At 74.5% G+C, this 15,039-nt stretch carries 10 protein-coding genes; 7 read left to right on the forward strand and 3 right to left on the reverse strand.

The genetic code is table 11. The features are described 5' to 3' along the window. Positions 1-389: 389 nt before the first annotated feature. Both ACWD12_RS40385 and ACWD12_RS40390 read left to right on the forward strand, forming a co-directional pair. Complete coding sequence (locus ACWD12_RS40385; protein ID WP_450103859.1) at positions 390-1,646, forward strand: SLC13 family permease; 1,257 nt, start codon at positions 390-392, stop codon at positions 1,644-1,646. Positions 1,647-1,885: 239 nt separating this feature from the next. Beyond that, positions 1,886-4,459 carry a S8 family peptidase gene (locus ACWD12_RS40390; RefSeq protein ID WP_450103852.1) on the forward strand — a complete coding sequence of 858 codons (2,574 nt, stop codon included), beginning with the start codon at positions 1,886-1,888 and terminating at the stop codon, positions 4,457-4,459. Between the two features lie 49 nt (positions 4,460-4,508). Here ACWD12_RS40390 and ACWD12_RS40395 read toward each other — a convergent pair whose 3' ends face one another. After that, entirely contained in the window at positions 4,509-4,961 is a 453-nt protein-coding gene (locus ACWD12_RS40395) for a flavodoxin family protein (protein WP_450103853.1), read from the reverse strand. 435 nt (positions 4,962-5,396) lie between these two features. On the opposite strand from ACWD12_RS40395, the gene ACWD12_RS40400 reads away from it, so the two are divergent. The 5 genes from ACWD12_RS40400 (at position 5,397) to ACWD12_RS40420 (ending at position 12,100) form a co-directional block, all read left to right on the forward strand. Beyond that, the gene (locus ACWD12_RS40400) at positions 5,397-5,591 is read left to right on the forward strand and encodes a hypothetical protein (RefSeq protein ID WP_358356814.1); all 195 of its coding nucleotides are present in this window, start codon (positions 5,397-5,399) and stop codon (positions 5,589-5,591) included. 199 nt (positions 5,592-5,790) lie between these two features. Next, complete coding sequence (locus ACWD12_RS40405) at positions 5,791-7,581, forward strand: ATP-binding protein (RefSeq protein WP_450103854.1); 1,791 nt, start codon at positions 5,791-5,793, stop codon at positions 7,579-7,581. A 421-nt stretch (positions 7,582-8,002) separates the two neighbouring features. Next, positions 8,003-10,978 carry an ATP-binding SpoIIE family protein phosphatase gene (locus ACWD12_RS40410; RefSeq protein ID WP_450103855.1) on the forward strand — a complete coding sequence of 992 codons (2,976 nt, stop codon included), beginning with the start codon at positions 8,003-8,005 and terminating at the stop codon, positions 10,976-10,978. A 372-nt stretch (positions 10,979-11,350) separates the two neighbouring features. Next, positions 11,351-11,725 (forward strand): RNA polymerase-binding protein RbpA, encoded by a 375-nt coding sequence (locus ACWD12_RS40415; protein WP_358356820.1) that lies wholly within the window; start codon positions 11,351-11,353, stop codon positions 11,723-11,725. 183 nt (positions 11,726-11,908) lie between these two features. Continuing rightward, the gene (locus ACWD12_RS40420) at positions 11,909-12,100 is read left to right on the forward strand and encodes a hypothetical protein (protein ID WP_450103856.1); all 192 of its coding nucleotides are present in this window, start codon (positions 11,909-11,911) and stop codon (positions 12,098-12,100) included. A 20-nt stretch (positions 12,101-12,120) separates the two neighbouring features. Here the strand turns inward: ACWD12_RS40420 and ACWD12_RS40425 are convergent, their stop codons facing one another. Then, positions 12,121-12,714 (reverse strand): FxsA family protein, encoded by a 594-nt coding sequence (locus ACWD12_RS40425; protein ID WP_450103857.1) that lies wholly within the window; start codon positions 12,712-12,714, stop codon positions 12,121-12,123. Positions 12,715-12,909: 195 nt separating this feature from the next. Then, positions 12,910-13,872, reverse strand: coding sequence for a polyprenol monophosphomannose synthase (locus ACWD12_RS40430; protein WP_450103858.1), 963 nt, complete (start codon positions 13,870-13,872; stop codon positions 12,910-12,912). Between the last annotated feature and the right edge of the window lie 1,167 nt (positions 13,873-15,039).

A 15,039-nucleotide genomic window follows, 5' to 3' on the forward strand; every position in this document is an offset into this window, starting at 1 on the left:
GCCTGGTCGGCCCGGTCTCTGCCCGGGCCGACCAGGCCGACCGGGCGTCAGTGTCTGGGCTCCCGCGGCCCCGATGGCGTCGTTGTCCGATGTGCGCCGGGTGTCGTCCGAATACCGTCCGGGTGTGGCCGCTGCGTCCGGCGCGGCCGTACGCTCCGCCACGGTCCCGTCCGGTCCGGCCGGGCGTCGTCCGCCGCGCCTGCCGGGTCTGTCCTCCCCCGGCCGCGGGCAGGTCGGGGTGCCGGGGGCGAGTGCCGGTCGGGGCGGGCGCATCGCGGCTGCGTACCATCGCGTGCCGACCGCAGAACCACTGCCGTACCGACCAACCCGTCCTGGCGGCCGCCCGGTCGCGCGACCGTCTGGCCACCGAGTTCCGAAAGGCCGTACCCCTGAACGCCGCGTCCGCGGAAGCGCTCTCCGTCGTCCTTCTCCTGGCGGTCCTCGGTTTTGCGGTGGTCCGGCCGCGGGGGCTGCCGGAGGCCGTGGTGGCGGTTCCCGCGGCGGGCGTCGTGGTGGCGACGGGGGCGATATCCCTGGGTGCCGCGCGGGAGGAGGCGGAGCGGCTCGGGCCGGTGATCGGCTTTCTCGCCGCGGTGCTGGTTCTCGCGCGGTTGTGCGACGAGGAGGGCCTGTTCGAGGCGTGCGGTGTATGGATGGCCCGAGCGGCGGCGGGGCGTCCGCGTGGTCTGTTGGTGCAGGTGTTCGCGCTGGCCTCGCTTATCACTGCGGTGCTGAGCCTCGACGCGACGATCGTGCTGCTGACGCCGGTGGTGTTCGTGACGGCCGCGCGGGCCGGGGTGCGGGCGCGGCCGCATGTGTACGCGTGTGCGCATCTGTCGAACACGGCGTCGCTGCTCCTGCCGGTGTCGAACCTGACGAACCTGCTGGCGTTCGCGGTCAGCGGGCTGAGCTTCGTCCGTTTCGCGGCGTTGATGCTGCTGCCGTGGGTGGTCGCGATCGCCGTGGAGTACGTGGTGTTCCGGCGGTTCTTCCGGGCCGATCTCGCGGCCGTGCCGGAGGTGCCGCCGCGCGTGGACGCCCCGGCCTTCCCGGTGTTCGCGCTGGTGACGGTGCTGGGCACGCTGGCGGGGTTCCTGGTGGCGTCGGCGGCGGACGTGGATCCGGCGTGGGCGGCGGCGGCCGGTGCGGCGGTGCTGGCGATCCGGGCGCTACTGCGGCGGCGCACCACGCCGGGCGCGTTGGTACGGGCGGCGGCGCTGCCGTTCCTGGCGTTCGTGCTGGGGCTGGGCCTGGTGGTCCGGGCGGTCGTGGACAACGGGTTGGCCGACGCGCTGGGGCATGTGGTGCCGCACGGCACCGGGTTGCCCGCACTGCTGGCCGTCGCGGCGTTGGCGGCGGTGCTGGCGAACGTCGTCAACAACCTGCCCGCGGTGTTGGTGATGCTGCCGCTGGCCGGTCCGATGGGCTCGGGTGCGGTGCTTGCGGTGCTGCTCGGGGTGAACATCGGTCCGAACCTCACGTACGCCGGTTCGCTGGCCACGTTGCTGTGGCGCCGCATCATGCGTGAGCAGGGGGCGGAGGTGGGGTTGGGCGAGTTCACCAGGCTGGGGCTGCTCACGGTGCCGGCCGCCCTGGTCCTGTCGGTCACGGCGTTGTGGGCGTCGTTGGCGCTGATCGGCACCTGAATCGGACAACCGACTCGACAACCGATTCGACACCTGGCTCGACACCTGACTCGACAGCCGACGTCGCGTGACTTGGCCCCGGTTCGCGTGACGCCGCCGGCCGCGCGTCCGGGACGAGGCCGGGGAGCGCGTGCGCGGGTCGCGGTATGGTCGGCGACCGTGACCGGGGCGAGTGCGACGTTGACGGGCATCGGGACGGTACGGGCCGAGCGCGGTCCTCGACGTGCGGGGAGCGCGCCGTGAGGGCCCCGGGCGGTCGGGGCCGCCGCGCGGCGTTCATGGTGACGGCCGCGGTGATTGCGGCCGCCGTTCTCGCCGCCGTCCTGGTGGTCGTGCTGCGGGACGACCGCGGCGGCGGAGCGGATGCCCGGGTGCGGGCCGAAGCGGTGCTCGACGCACGCCAGTTGGCGCTGATCCGTGCGGCGAAGCCCGGCCCGCGGTGCGAGGACGCGACGCGTACCGGGCCTGTGCCCGCGGCGGACGCCGGGCTGGTGCCGCTGGACGTGATGCGCGTGGACGGCTCCTGCCTGTCGGTGGCGACCGAGTACGTTGCGCCGGGGGACGTGGAGGCGCGCCGGGCGGTGCTGGCGCGGGATCCGGCGGTGGTCGTCGCGGCGGTGGCGCCGCCGATGACGCCGCACGCGCTCTCCCCCGCTGCCGCTCCGGCTCCTTCCGCGCTCTCGTCTCCATCGACTCAGGTAGCCCCGGCGGCTCCGACGCAGGAGGACGACCGGCGCGGCGACCAGTGGCCACTGGACCTGCTCGGTGCCCCCGAGAACTCCGCGGACCTGCCGTGGCCGGACGGGACCGGGGTCGTGGTGGCCGTCATCGACACCGGTGTCGACGCGGGACATCCGGATCTCGCGGGGGCGGTGGTCGGGCGCCGCCACTACGAGGGCGAGGGCGCGCTCGACGAGGAGGGCCACGGTACGCACGTCGCCGGGATCGTGGCCGCGCGGCGCGGCAACGGCGGCATCGTCGGTGTCGCCCCCGGGGTGTCGGTGCTGGATGTGCCGGTGCACCTGAAGAAGGCCAATCCGCAGGGGCCGTCGTGGTGGACCGGGCTGACCTGGGCGGTGAACCACGGGGCGGACGTCGCGAACATGTCGTTCGGCGGGGCGTACTCGCTGTACCAGCTGCCGGAGTACCGCGACGCGTTGGCGTTCGGGGCGGCGGCGGTGGAGTTCGCGCGGGCGGGCGGGGTGGTGCTGGTGGGCTCGGCCGGGAACTGCGGTGAGCGGTTCGCGGGGAACCCGTTCGACAACGACTGCGAGGACCGCCATCAGCGGCAGGTCCCGAGTGTGTACGACGGTGTCGTGAACGTAGGCGCGGTGAACGACGACCGCGAGGTGATGGCGTACTCGTCGAAGAACGACGATGTGGACCTGGTCGCGCCGGGCGGGCAGCAGGCGGCTCTGCTGCCACCGGGGCACGGGGGCGGCCTGGTGCTGTCCCTGGCGCCGGGCGGCAAGTACGCAGGGCTCCAGGGCACGTCGCAGGCGGCCCCGCACGTCGCCGCGGCGGCGGCCGTAGCGCGTTTCGTACGGCCGGACGCGACGGCCGAGGAGGTCTCGCGGGCCCTCGTGGACACCGCGGATCCCGGCGGCGTGGACGAGGACGACCGCGGGAAGCGCGGCACCGGGCGCGGCATGCTGGACATCGCCGGCCTGGTCGACCGGATCCGCAACGGCCCGCCACCGGGGCCGACTTCCGCGCCGACGGCCGGGCAGTCTCCCGGGCCGTCGGGTTCGCCCGGGGCGCCGGTGGCGCTCGCGGAGCGTACGCAGGCGGCGTACGTGCAGGACGGCACGCTGTACGCCTACGACGGCGCGACCTCCCACCCGGTGCGTGCCGCGGACCGTCCGCCGGGCTGGCTGGCCTGGTCCGCGGACCACACGCTGCTGGTGGGTGCGGACGAGCGGACGCTGTTCTCGTGGGCCGGGCCGGGCACGAAGCCGGTCGAGAAGCCATGCGACGACTGCGCGGGCGGCTCGGGAGGGTCCGGCCCTCCGGCGCTCGTGCAGGACGCCGCGGTCACCGACCCCGGCGGTGGCCCGCCGACGGGCGACCTGGTGCTGCGTATGGACGTGGACGGCACGCTGACCCGCTACAACGCGCACACGCTCGACGAGATCGGGTCGTCCGTTCCGGCGTTCCCCGCCGATGCGGTCGGTTCGAAGTCGCTGCGCGGCGCGGTCGGGGGCAGGCTGCTGGTCCACGAGTCGGGCGGGGCGCAGGCGTCGGAGCGGCTGTGGCTGGTGGACCCGGTGTCGGGGCAGGTCGGTCCGTCGCACGATGTCGCGGGGTCGGTGGTCGGGACGGTGGCCACGAGCGCGGCCGGTGACAAGGTGGCCGTCGCGACGGGCTACGGGTCGTGCGGCAGCCCTCAGGGGGTGTACGTGCTGCGCGGTTCCGATCTGGGCGAGGTGGCTCGGCCCATCACGCCCGCGGGCGTGATGTTCGACGAGATGTTCTTCAACGGGGACATCCTGTACGCGGCCATGGCCCGGTACGCGATGCCGCCGGGTGAGCCGTGCGCGCGGACCGGGTCCGCGGGCCTGTGGCGTTTCGCGGGCGGTGTGTGGGAGCGGGTCGATGCGACGGTGCCTGCCGGGCGTCCCCTGGAAGGCCGTTCGCCGGGGGCGGCTCCCGCAGCTCCCGCGGCGGCCACCGGCTGGCTGCTGGCTCGTGACGGGCGGGCCGTGCTGGAGCCGGCCGCGCCGGGCGACCCCGCGAAGGGCGACCTGGGGCCGTCGGACGATCGGGTGTGGGCGACGCCGACACGTACGGAGGTTCCGCTGAAGCCGCGGTGACCCGGCCGCAACGACGGGGCAGCAATGACCCCGGTCGGGGAGGTGCCGGCTAGTCCATCAGCTCCGCGGCGACCACGGCGCCGAGTTCGGTGCAGGCTTCGCGGGCATCCTTGGTGACGGGGCCGGTGATCTCGACGGGCGGGCGTACGCGGCGCAGGTCCATCGCGGCGGCGGCCGTCTCGACGGAGCGGACGGCGCCGGCGGTGTCGCTGTTGCCGTGCACGTAGAGGCCGTACGGCTTGCGCTGGGCGCCGTGCGCGTCGAGGTAGAGCATCTGGTCGAACCAGTGCTTGAGGGCGCCGGACATGTAGCCGATGTTGGCGGGGGTGCCGAGGAGGTAGCCGTCGGCTTCGAGGGCTTCCTGCGGTGAGCACACCAGGGCGGGGCGCACCCGGATCTCGACGCCGGTGATGTCGGGGTCGCGGGCTCCGGTCAGGGCGCACTCCAGGAGTTCGGCCAGGGTCGGGGACGGGCTGTGGTGCACCACCAGGAGAACTGTCATCGGACCGCCACCCGCGCTCACGTCCTTTCGCCGCTGTACGTGGTCCTGTGCCTGATCCGGTTCGGATTCCGTGCCGGGGTCGATGCCCGGGGGTCGTGGACCCGTACCCAGGATCTGTGCCGGGGCCAACCCTACGGAAACGGGGGTCGCGGCCCCGCTGTCGGGGCGTGGCGCGGGCTGGGGTGGGCCGTACGGGTGGACTCGCCGCGGCGGTGCGACTGGCGGTGAGCGGCCGGGAACGCCGCTGATCAGCGGCGAGCCGGGTGGTTTTGGTGGCGATTTAACCCGTTTGTCGGGTTGCATCGCTCTCACCATTTGTAAGGATAAGACCACTTTCTGTGATGTTTGTGACATTCGAAGTCCATGGCGTCGTGGTCCGCCGCCGTCCCACCCGCACCACGTGCACACCCCAGTGCACCGCCCCCAGGAGTCATCGTGGTCCTGTCCATCTCCGGAGTCCTGCTGCTCGGCGTCATCGCCTTCCTGTTCTTCCGCAAGGACGGGATGAAGATCTCGCACGCCCTCGTCTGCGCGCTCTTCGGCTTCTATCTGGCCAGCACCGCCATCGCCCCGCACATCACGGCCAGTGGCAACAGCCTCGCCAGCCTGCTCGGCGGGCTGAACTTCTAACCGCACCGGACATCCGTTCGGCTGCACGGCACGTTCGGAGCCGCCCGCCCACGGCGGCACCCGCGTACCCGGCCCTGGCTCGGCGACGAGTCGGGGCCTTGCGCGTACCCCCGTCCGGACGGGCCGCCGGCCGCGACACGCCCCCTCTCTGCCGTCCCGCAGCACCCCGCAAGAAACCCCTGCCGCCCCAGGAGCCCCCGTGCCGTCCCCCCTGCCGCCCACCGCGCCCGCCCTGTCCCGCCGCGTCGCCGCCGCCACCCGCAACGGCCTGCACGCGACCCGGGCCGGACTGAGCAACGGCCGCGCCCACCTCGACCGCGTACGCCACCACGCCCGCGACATGTTCTCCCCGCTCCTGCACCTTGGCCGCGGCCTGCGCCGCGAGGCGGCCTGGGCCCGCACGTGGTGGAAGGAGGCCCCGCCGGACAAGCGCAAGGCGGCCGCCGTCGGCGTCGCCGTCTCCGCGGTCCTGCTCTACTTCCTGCCGTTCGGGCCGCTCCTGGCCCTCGCCGCCGTCATGGCCGGGGCCGCCTGGATGGGCCGCGACCGCACACCGCCGCCTCCGCCGGGCCCGCCGCCCGGCGACGGCCGGCTCCAGGCCGTCTACAACGGGCTCGTCCCGCACCTGGCCGACGACCACGACCCGGCGGGGCTGTTCGTGCCCGGCGGCGAGTACGCCAAGGCGTTCGAGCACCACGAGTTCGACGGCGACCGCCTGACCCGCCTCGAACTTCGCTACTCCCCCTACTTCACCGACGACGACCCCGACGCCCGGGCACGCATCGAACGCGTCATCGAGGCCAAGGCCGGCCGCGCCCGCGAGTACCTGTACGACTGGGACACCGAGAACAACCGCCTCACCGTCGCCGCGCTCCCGCCGCTCCCCGGCCCGGTGCCCGCCCAGCCGTACGTGACCGCGCCCTGCGAGATCGTCCTCGGGTTCACCGACGCCAGCTCCACCAACCGCCTCATCCCCGTGTCGATGACCCCGGGCGACCCCGCCGAACCCGCGGGCGCGCCGGTCGACAAGGCCGCGGGCGCCCCGCCCGCGGCGGCCACCGCCCCCGTGAACGGCGCCCCCGCGGCGAACGTGCACCAACTGCCGCCCGTCATCTGGCGTACCGGCACCCGCACCAACGCGCCGCACCTACTCGCCGTCGCCGGACCCGCCGCCGGGAAGACCACCCTGCTGCGCACCATCGCGCTACAGGCGCTGCGCGACGGAGACCTGATCGCGATCGACGCGACGGGGTCGGGCGACTTCGCGTACCTCGCCGGCCGGGTGGGTGTGCTGCGCGTGGACTCCACGGCCGACCAGGTCCGCGAGACGCTCACGTGGCTGCACGCCGAGACCACGCGCCGCGCCGCGGCGATCGGCGACGCGAAGGCGGCCGGCGTACCGGTGCCGGAGGAGGCCCGGCGCCCGTTGCTGGTGCTGCTCGACGAGCCCGCCGAACTCGCCGACGCCACCGGGGCGTCGGCGTCCGACGTGTACGAACTCCTCGACCTGCCGCTGCGCCTGGGCCGCACCACGCACATCAGCGTGGTGACCACCGCGCGGCCCACCCAGCTGGCCCGGCTGCACCCGGGGCTGCTCGGCGAGACGCACACCCGGATCGCGCTCGGGCCGCTGGACACGGACACGCTGGTCGCGGCGCTCGGTGCGGAGCCGGGCATCACGGGCGGCGACGCGATGCCGCCGGGGCGCGGGTACGCGCGGCTCGGCGCGGGCCCGGTGATCCGGCTGCAGACCCCGTACACGCCGGACCCGCTGGAGGACGACACCCCCGAGCCGGACCGGCGGCGGATCCTGGACCTGCTTCCGGACGTCGTCCTGGCCGCCGGCTCGCGCGCGCCGGACGCGGCCTCGGCCGGCGCGGCCGGGGCGGCGGGTGCCGTGTCCGACGGGCGGCCCGAGGGGACGGTCCCGGTGACGACCGGGCTGTCCGGCGCGGGCGGCGGCGCTCCGTCGCTCGTGAAGTCGCACTGAGCCGGCGCCGGCTCGGGGTGAACAGACCAGCTGGTGGGCGCCGGGCGATCGGAACCGGGCGAAAGCCGATCCGACACCGGCGCCCTCCGCGTCCGAAATGACCATCGCGGGTAGTCCGTTCGAGTGAATAACCGCGAGATGTGCTGGTGGCGGCCGTGGCCCCGGGAGGATGTTCCTCGCGGGGCCACGGCACGTTCCGGGCCCTGCGCGGCACGGGAGTGATCAAGAGTGCGACTGAGGTGTGGCATGGGTGGCGGGCGCGCGGCGCAGGTACGGAGGTCGGCGTCGTAATGCTCCCGTATCCGACCGTTCGCGCCCAAGCGGGTCTCAATATGCCGAACCACGCTCACCGGACCGGGCCCCGCGCCATGATGGACCACCGACACACCGCCCGGGACCGCAGCCGAGGACGTGGACGCCCGTGTTCGACCTCGCGAACCTCACCGCCAGCGACCTCGTCGTCTGCGGCTCCGACCTGCGGCAGGCCACGGCCGCCGCGACGACCCCGGAGGAGGCCGCCCGGGCCCTGGCTCGGCACTTGCGCGGCGCGTTCGCGGACGCGGCCGCCGGAGCACCGCAGCTCGGCCTCGTGCGGGTGTACGCGACGTCCCGCCGCCGCGGCGGCGACGCCGGTGACCGCGTCCTCGAACTCCTGGCCGGCGACGGCGCGTTCGGGCCCGGGCACCCCGGCGCACCCGACCTGATCCCCCTCGCCGGCCCCGGCGTGCCCGCGCCGCTGCACCCGGCCCTGGACGCGGTGCTGCGCGACCTCGGGATCTGCGGCGACGCGACACCGCGGGGCGGTGTGCCGGCCCTGCGCGTGCCGGAGTCCGCCGGGACGCCGGAAGCGGTGTCCGTGCCGCGGCCGCCCGGTCCGCCGGGGCTGCCCGCGGGCCTGGCGCTGTCCGAGCCGGCCTCGGCCCCGCCCGACGCCGTGGATGCGGTGGCGGACACCGCGCAGTACCCGGACCCGCACACGGACAGAGACCCGCGCGCCGCGACGAACTCCCGCACGGACACAGGCACGTTCGCCGCGTATCCTGCGCACGCCGCCGCCATCCCCGCGCCGCCGGGCGCCGCGCTGTCGTTCCCCGCGGCCGCCGCGGGGGCGGTCGCCGAGACGGTCCGCGCCACCGTGCGCGAGACCCTCGCCGAGACGATCCCCGAGTCACTGCCCGAAGCACTCCCCGGATCGGTGCCCGGATCACTGCCCGAGGCGTTCGCCGAACCGCCGCTCGAACCGCCGGCCGCGTACGTGCCGGAGACCGTCCCGCGGTTCCCGGGCCGCGGCCCCGCCGGTCCGCGCCCGCCCAACGACCCCGCGTCCGCCCCGGCCGCCGCGGCAGACCCCGAGGCTGCCCCGCGGCCGGCCCCGCTCATGGGCACCGACCCGGACGCCGACGCCGAGCGCCACGCCATCGCGCACATCCCCGACCAGATGGCCGCCCTGCACGGCACCCGCACCGTGCTCGGGTACGCGGGAACCCTCCCCGACGGCGAGTTGTTCGCCGTCCTCCTCTACAGCGGCCACCACATCCCGGCCGCCGCCGCCGAGGCGCTGCGCAGCCTGACCGCCGCGACCCGCCTGGCGCTGCTGCCCGCCCCGCCGACCCCGGTGCCGACGCCGCGCAACGGGCAGATGACCGCCGCGCGCCTGGACGCGCTCGAGCAGTTGCTCGCGGCCACCGAGGACACGACGGTGGAGCAGGCGCGCACGGTCGAGACGTACCGGGGGCGCGTGCGGACCCAGGCCGAGCAGCTGCGCATCAAGCAGCGCCGCCTGGAGCAGGAGACGCACATCGTGGAGACGCTGTACAGCGTCGGGCAGCAGCTGACCCGGGAACTGGACCTGGACCAGCTGGTGCAGACCGCGACCGACGCGGCCACGAAGGTGATCGCGGCGGAGCACGGGATCCTGCTGTACCGGGACTGCGACCGGGACGACGGGCTCGACGACATCCGGCACGCCGCGGCGGTGCGCGGCGGCACGCCGCATCCGCTGCTGCCCGACCCCGGGGTCCGGCTGACGCTCGCGCACCTGGGCGCGGACGTCGTACGGTCCGGGGACGTCGCGGAGCACCCGGGGCGTTGGCACCCGGCGCCGGTGGCCGACGACCCGGAGGCGCTGCCGGTGCGCAGCTACCTGGGCGTGCCGGTGGTGAGCCGGGAGGGCAAGGGGCTGGGGGCGTTCGCGTTCTCGCACTCGAAGCCGGACATCTTCACCGAGCGGGACGAGCAGTTGGCGCTGGGCATCGCGTCGCAGGCCGCGGCGGCGATCGAGAACGCCCGGCTGTACCGGAGTGTGCGGGACACGGCGGTGCGGTTGCAGCGTTCGCTGCTGCCGCCGGAGCTGCCGGACATCGAGGCGCTGGAGATCGCGTGCCGGTACCTGCCGGGGGCGCGGGGCTCGCAGGTGGGCGGGGACTGGTTCGACGTGATCCCGTTGTCGGCGGGGCGGGTCGCGCTGGTGATCGGCGACGTGATGGGGCGGGGGCTGGCCGCGGCGGCGGTGATGGGGCAGCTGCGTACGGCGGTGCGGGCGTACGCGGTGATGGACCTGCCGCCGGCGCAGGTGATGCGGCATCTGAACCGGATGATGGCGGGGATGGGTGCGGAGGACCAGATCACGACGTGCGTCTACGCGGTGTACGACCCGTGGCACGACTCGGTGCGGTGGTCGAACGCGGGGCACCTGCCGCCGGCGTTGATCACGGCGGACGGCTCGGTGCGGCTGCTGGACGACGACCTCGGGGTGCCGCTGGGTGTGGAGGGCGCGACGTTCGAGGACGCGGACGTGGTGTTCCGGGCGTGCGACCGGCTTCTGCTGTACACGGACGGGTTGGTGGAGCGGCACGATGTGTCGCTGACGGACCGGCTGCAGTTGTTCACGGCGGAGGTGGGCGGGGCGGCGCGGAATCCCGACGGTGTGCAGGACACGTGCGACCGGTTGATGGGCGGGATGCTCACCGGGCGCGAGCACGACGACGTGGCGCTGCTGCTGGTACGGGCGCGGGAGGGCCGCGAGCGGGCGGCCGCGCTGGAGTTGCCGCCGACGGCGAAGGCCGGGCGGGAGGCGCGGTCGTTCGCCCGGTCGGTGCTGGCGCAGTGGCGGTTGCCGGGGCTGGGGGACGCGGCGTGCTCCGTGGTGACGGAGCTGGTGGTGAACGCGGTGGAGCACGCGCGTACGCCGATGGAGCTGCGGCTCGGGCACCGTCCCGGGCGGCTGGTGGTGCAGGTGGCGGACCACGATGGTCGGCTGCCGCGGCGGATGGCCGCGGCCGAGGGGGACGAGCGGCACCGAGGGCTGATGATCGTGGCCGCGTTGGCGGCGGACTGGGGGGTGCGGCCGACGGACACGGGGAAAGTCGTGTGGGCGGAGCTGGTCGAGCCGCGGTGACGGGTCGGGCTCACGGGTCCGCCGGGGTGGCGGGCCGACAGTGCGGCGGGACGGTGCGGCGGTGCGGTGCGGTGCGGTGCGATGCAGTGTGACGCGTCTCGCACTCGGCACCTGATGTCAGTTTTTGATCGCTGTTGGGCAGCTTCTGTACGTTATGTGCGCCACTCGGCCGCGGACGGTACCCCGAAGGCCGCCACGCCGCATCCGAGATGTGATGAAACGTCCGAATGCGGGTAGTTACCCGGGCGACACGGACCCAGGGACCGCGATGCCCGGCACCACCGGGAATCTTCGGCGCCCTCCGCACGTTGATCGATCGAACAGGCAGCCACGGCTGTCGCAGTGGACTTCAAGCCCAGGAGGCACGATTTCATGAGTGAGCGAGCTCTCCGCGGCACGCGCCTCGGCGCCACCAGCTACGAGACCGACCGTGGAATCGACCTGGCCCCGCGTCGCACCGTCGAGTACGCGTGTCCCCGCGGTCACCGGTTCGAGATGCCGTTCTCCGTCGAGGCGGAGATCCCCCCGGTCTGGGAGTGCCGCAGCTGCGGCGCGGTCGCCCAGCTGGTGGACGGCGCCCCGCCGGAGGAGAAGAAGAACAAGCCCGCGCGTACGCACTGGGACATGCTGATGGAGCGGCGCACGCGCGAGGAGCTGGAGGAAGTCCTCGCCGAGCGCCTGGCCGTGCTGCGGTCCGGAGGCATCGACCTGCACCACGACCCGCGGGACAACCGTAAGACGGCCTGACCGCCGAACTGTCCCCGGAACATCCCCGCAACGACGACACCACACGTCCACGACGGCCGCCGCCCCCGGGCAGGCGGCCGTCCGCACGTTCAAGGGACGAGCGCACCTCGTCCACGCCCGCACACGCCGGTGGCCCGGCCCGATCGACACGTGATGCGGGCGCGCCCCCCGCCGGGGGGCCGCATGCGCCAAACGGCAGGCTGTCGAAGGGACTTCCAGGACGACCAGGGACGCGTGGTCGCCGTCGTGCGGGAACAACGAGGCGTCGCCGTCTGGCCCGCCGATGTAGCCGACGAGGCTCTGGGCGACGTAGTAGACGAGTTGCGCATCGATGCACTCGTGCCGCCGCAGGCCCCGGCGGCGGCACGGGGCTGACCTGGGATCGGACGTGCGGATCAGCCGGGGAGGCGGCCGGGGCCCTGGTCGCCGACGTTGTCGCCGGGGCGCCACACGGTCGCGCCGTTCTGGTCGACGACGGTGCCCTCGACGACCTCGCCGGGCACCACGCGGCCGTCGGGGGCGTGCATGCGCATCTGGTCCTGCGCCTGCCGGGCCTGGCCGACGGCCGCCCCGAACTTGGTGCGGCGGGCCAGCTGGCTGCCGACCGCGCCGCCGATCGCCCGGCGCAGCAGCGGACGGGTGAAGGGCAGCAGGCACAGGATGCCGAGCGCGTCGGACAGGAAGCCCGGGATGATCAGCAGGATGCCGCCCAGCACCACCAGGCCCGCATCGGCCGCGGCCTTGTTGGTCTCCGGCGTCGGGACGGCGGAGACCGTCTCCGCGGGGCCCGCGTTCGCGGCGGCGGCCTTGGCGAGGCGGTTGAGCGCGCGGCGGCCTGCGTACTTGATGGCCAGCGAACCGGCGACCACGCCGGCCAGGAGCAGCAGGACGGTGTTGCCCGCGCCGATGGCGCTGCCGACGCGGCTGATCAGGTAGATCTCCAGGATCGGCAGGGCGACCAGGGGCAGCAGGATTGCGGCGCGGCGCATGGTGTCGGGGTCTCCCTTCCGATCCCGGGGCCGGTACGGCGGACGCCGTCCGTACGGTCCGGGTGGGCCCGCCCCCGGGCGGTTCCGGGAGCGGTCGTGCGGTATGCGTGCCGCGGGGTGCGTGCGGCGGTAGGAGGGTAGCCGCCGGTCGCGGTGGTGGGCCGCGCGGTGATTCCCCTCCCCCTGGTAGACGCCTCAGCGGCCTGGAGTGTTCCCACCGTCGTCAGCTGCGCCCTTGGCACCCGGCGCGGGCCCGGACGGCCGCGGCGGCTTCGCCCCCGCGTCCGATGTGTCTGACGCGTTCAAGGCGTCCGGCTGACTTTCGCCTTCGGAATCGCCGGGGGAATCGGTGTCGGCGTCGCGTCGTCCGATGCCGGGCGCCGCGCCGCGTGCGGCGTCGCGCAGCTGCCCGAGGCGGTGCCCGGTGCCCCACGCGGTGACGCGCCACAGCGCCTCGGCGACGATGGTGCGGCTCATCTTGCTGTCGCCGCGCTCACGTTCCACGAACGTGATCGGCACCTCGACGACGCGGAACCCGCGGCGGGCGGCACGCCAGGCGAGGTCGACCTGGAAGCAGTAGCCCTGCGAGGCGATCGAGTCCATGTCGATGCCCAGCAGCGTCTCCCTGCGGAACGCCCGGAATCCGCCGGTGATGTCGCGCAGGTCGAGGCCGAGCATGAGGCGCGAGTACGTGCTGCCGCCCCGCGAGAGCAGCTTGCGGGACGTGGGCCAGTTCACGATCGCGCCGCCGGGGACCCAGCGCGAGCCGAGGACGAGGTCGGCGCCGCGTGCCGCCTCCAGCAGCCGCGGGAGCTGCTCGGGCTGGTGGGAGCCGTCGGCGTCCATCTCGACGAGGACGTCGTAGCCGCGGTCGAGCCCCCAGTGGAACCCGGCGAGGTACGCGGCGCCCAGCCCCTCCTTGCCCTTGCGGTGCAGCACCTGCACGTGCGGGTCGTGTTCGGCGAGTCCGTCGGCGATGGCACCGGTGCCGTCGGGACTGTTGTCGTCGGCGATCAGGACGTCGACCCCGGGCGCGGCGGCGCGCAATCGGCCGACGATGTCCGCGATGTTGTCCGACTCGTTGTAGGTCGGGATGATCACGAGCACCTTGCCGAGGTCGCCGAAGGTGTCCTGCTTCTGCTCGTCGGGGGCGCTCACATCGTCTCCTCGCGGGCCGCCGGGGCCGGGCGCCGGGGCGCGGCGGCCCGTGCGGCGGTCACGTTCCGTCGTGGTCGGGTACGGCTGCGTACGCTACAACGTCCACACCGGCCCTGGGGTTTCGCGAGTCGACCGGCGCGGCCCCGGTGCGTCCGGCGTGCCGTGGCGCGGCTACCCGGACGCACCCCGCACATGCCGAACCGGGTCGGCCCGGGTCGACCCGGTGCCGCGGATCGCTCGGGTCGGCGGGCCACGCGTGCCGGATGTTCAGGGCTCCCGAGGCGACGCCGCCGGACGGCAGGCGCGTGGTCCTGGACCGTCGACAACGGGTTCTGGAGCGACTCCCCTTCGAGCCCGGTGTCGTCGTGGCGTGGGTCCTCGGCGGCGGTCCGCCAGTTGCAAATCGTCGCGTACGGCCGTCGGCCCGTGTGGTCCAACACGGCTTCGGGGGCCGGGGGTTCGCGTACGGAGCCGCCGGGGGCGCCATGCGGCCGGGTGCTCGGGGCGGGGCCTCGGGTCGTGGTGTTCGGCAGGTGGGACCGGTCGCCCTTCGGGCCGGCCCCGGACCGGCTGGCTGCGGGTCTCGGGGGCCGTTGTCTACTGGGCGGCCGGGTCCCACCCGGGTCGCACCGGCCGTCGGGTCGGCGCTCGTGGTCGGCAAGGCAGGCGCACGGGTGCTGCCCTGACGGCCGCGAGCCGCACGGTGGCGGCTTCCCGGGGCTGCCGCGCGTGCGATGCCGGGTCTGGCGGTGGGTGGCCTGCCGGCCACCGGGGCCCGGTCGCGTGCGCGTTGCCCGGGAAGGATTTCCCGGTCGGTCGTCCTGCGGTGGACGTGATCGAACGTAGCGGGCGGGGCAGGCGCGGTGTCAACAGTGCCTTGACCTGGGGTGATGCGGTGTATGCGCTGGTCAGGACGGGGCCGGGCCCGGCAAGTGTCCGGGCGGGTGGCCGCGGATCGCCCATCGGTCGGCGTAATGTCCACTCTTTCGTGGCACCGCGCGCACCGTCGAACGCCCGGCCGGCGCACCGCATCCGGGACACGCACCGCCGTGAACGGCGGTGGGTGGACAGGGCCTAGTAGTGCTTTGTTAGCTCGGTCTGGGTTTGCGGTGGGCGGTGGGGCGTCTGCAGGTGGGGCAGGTGCCGTGCCAGGTGGCGAGGAGTTGT

It is taken from the genome of Streptodolium elevatio (assembly GCF_053592165.1).

Bases quoted from the DNA above. Each gene is read 5' to 3' on its own strand.
- ACWD12_RS40420 (WP_450103856.1), top strand. From the start codon at position 11,909: ATGCGCCAAACGGCAGGCTGTCGAAGGGACTTCCAGGACGACCAGGGA.
- ACWD12_RS40395 (WP_450103853.1), bottom strand. From the start codon at position 4,961: ATGACAGTTCTCCTGGTGGTGCACCACAGCCCGTCCCCGACCCTGGCC.
- ACWD12_RS40425 (WP_450103857.1), bottom strand. From the start codon at position 12,714: ATGCGCCGCGCCGCAATCCTGCTGCCCCTGGTCGCCCTGCCGATCCTG.
- ACWD12_RS40415 (WP_358356820.1), top strand. From the start codon at position 11,351: ATGAGTGAGCGAGCTCTCCGCGGCACGCGCCTCGGCGCCACCAGCTAC.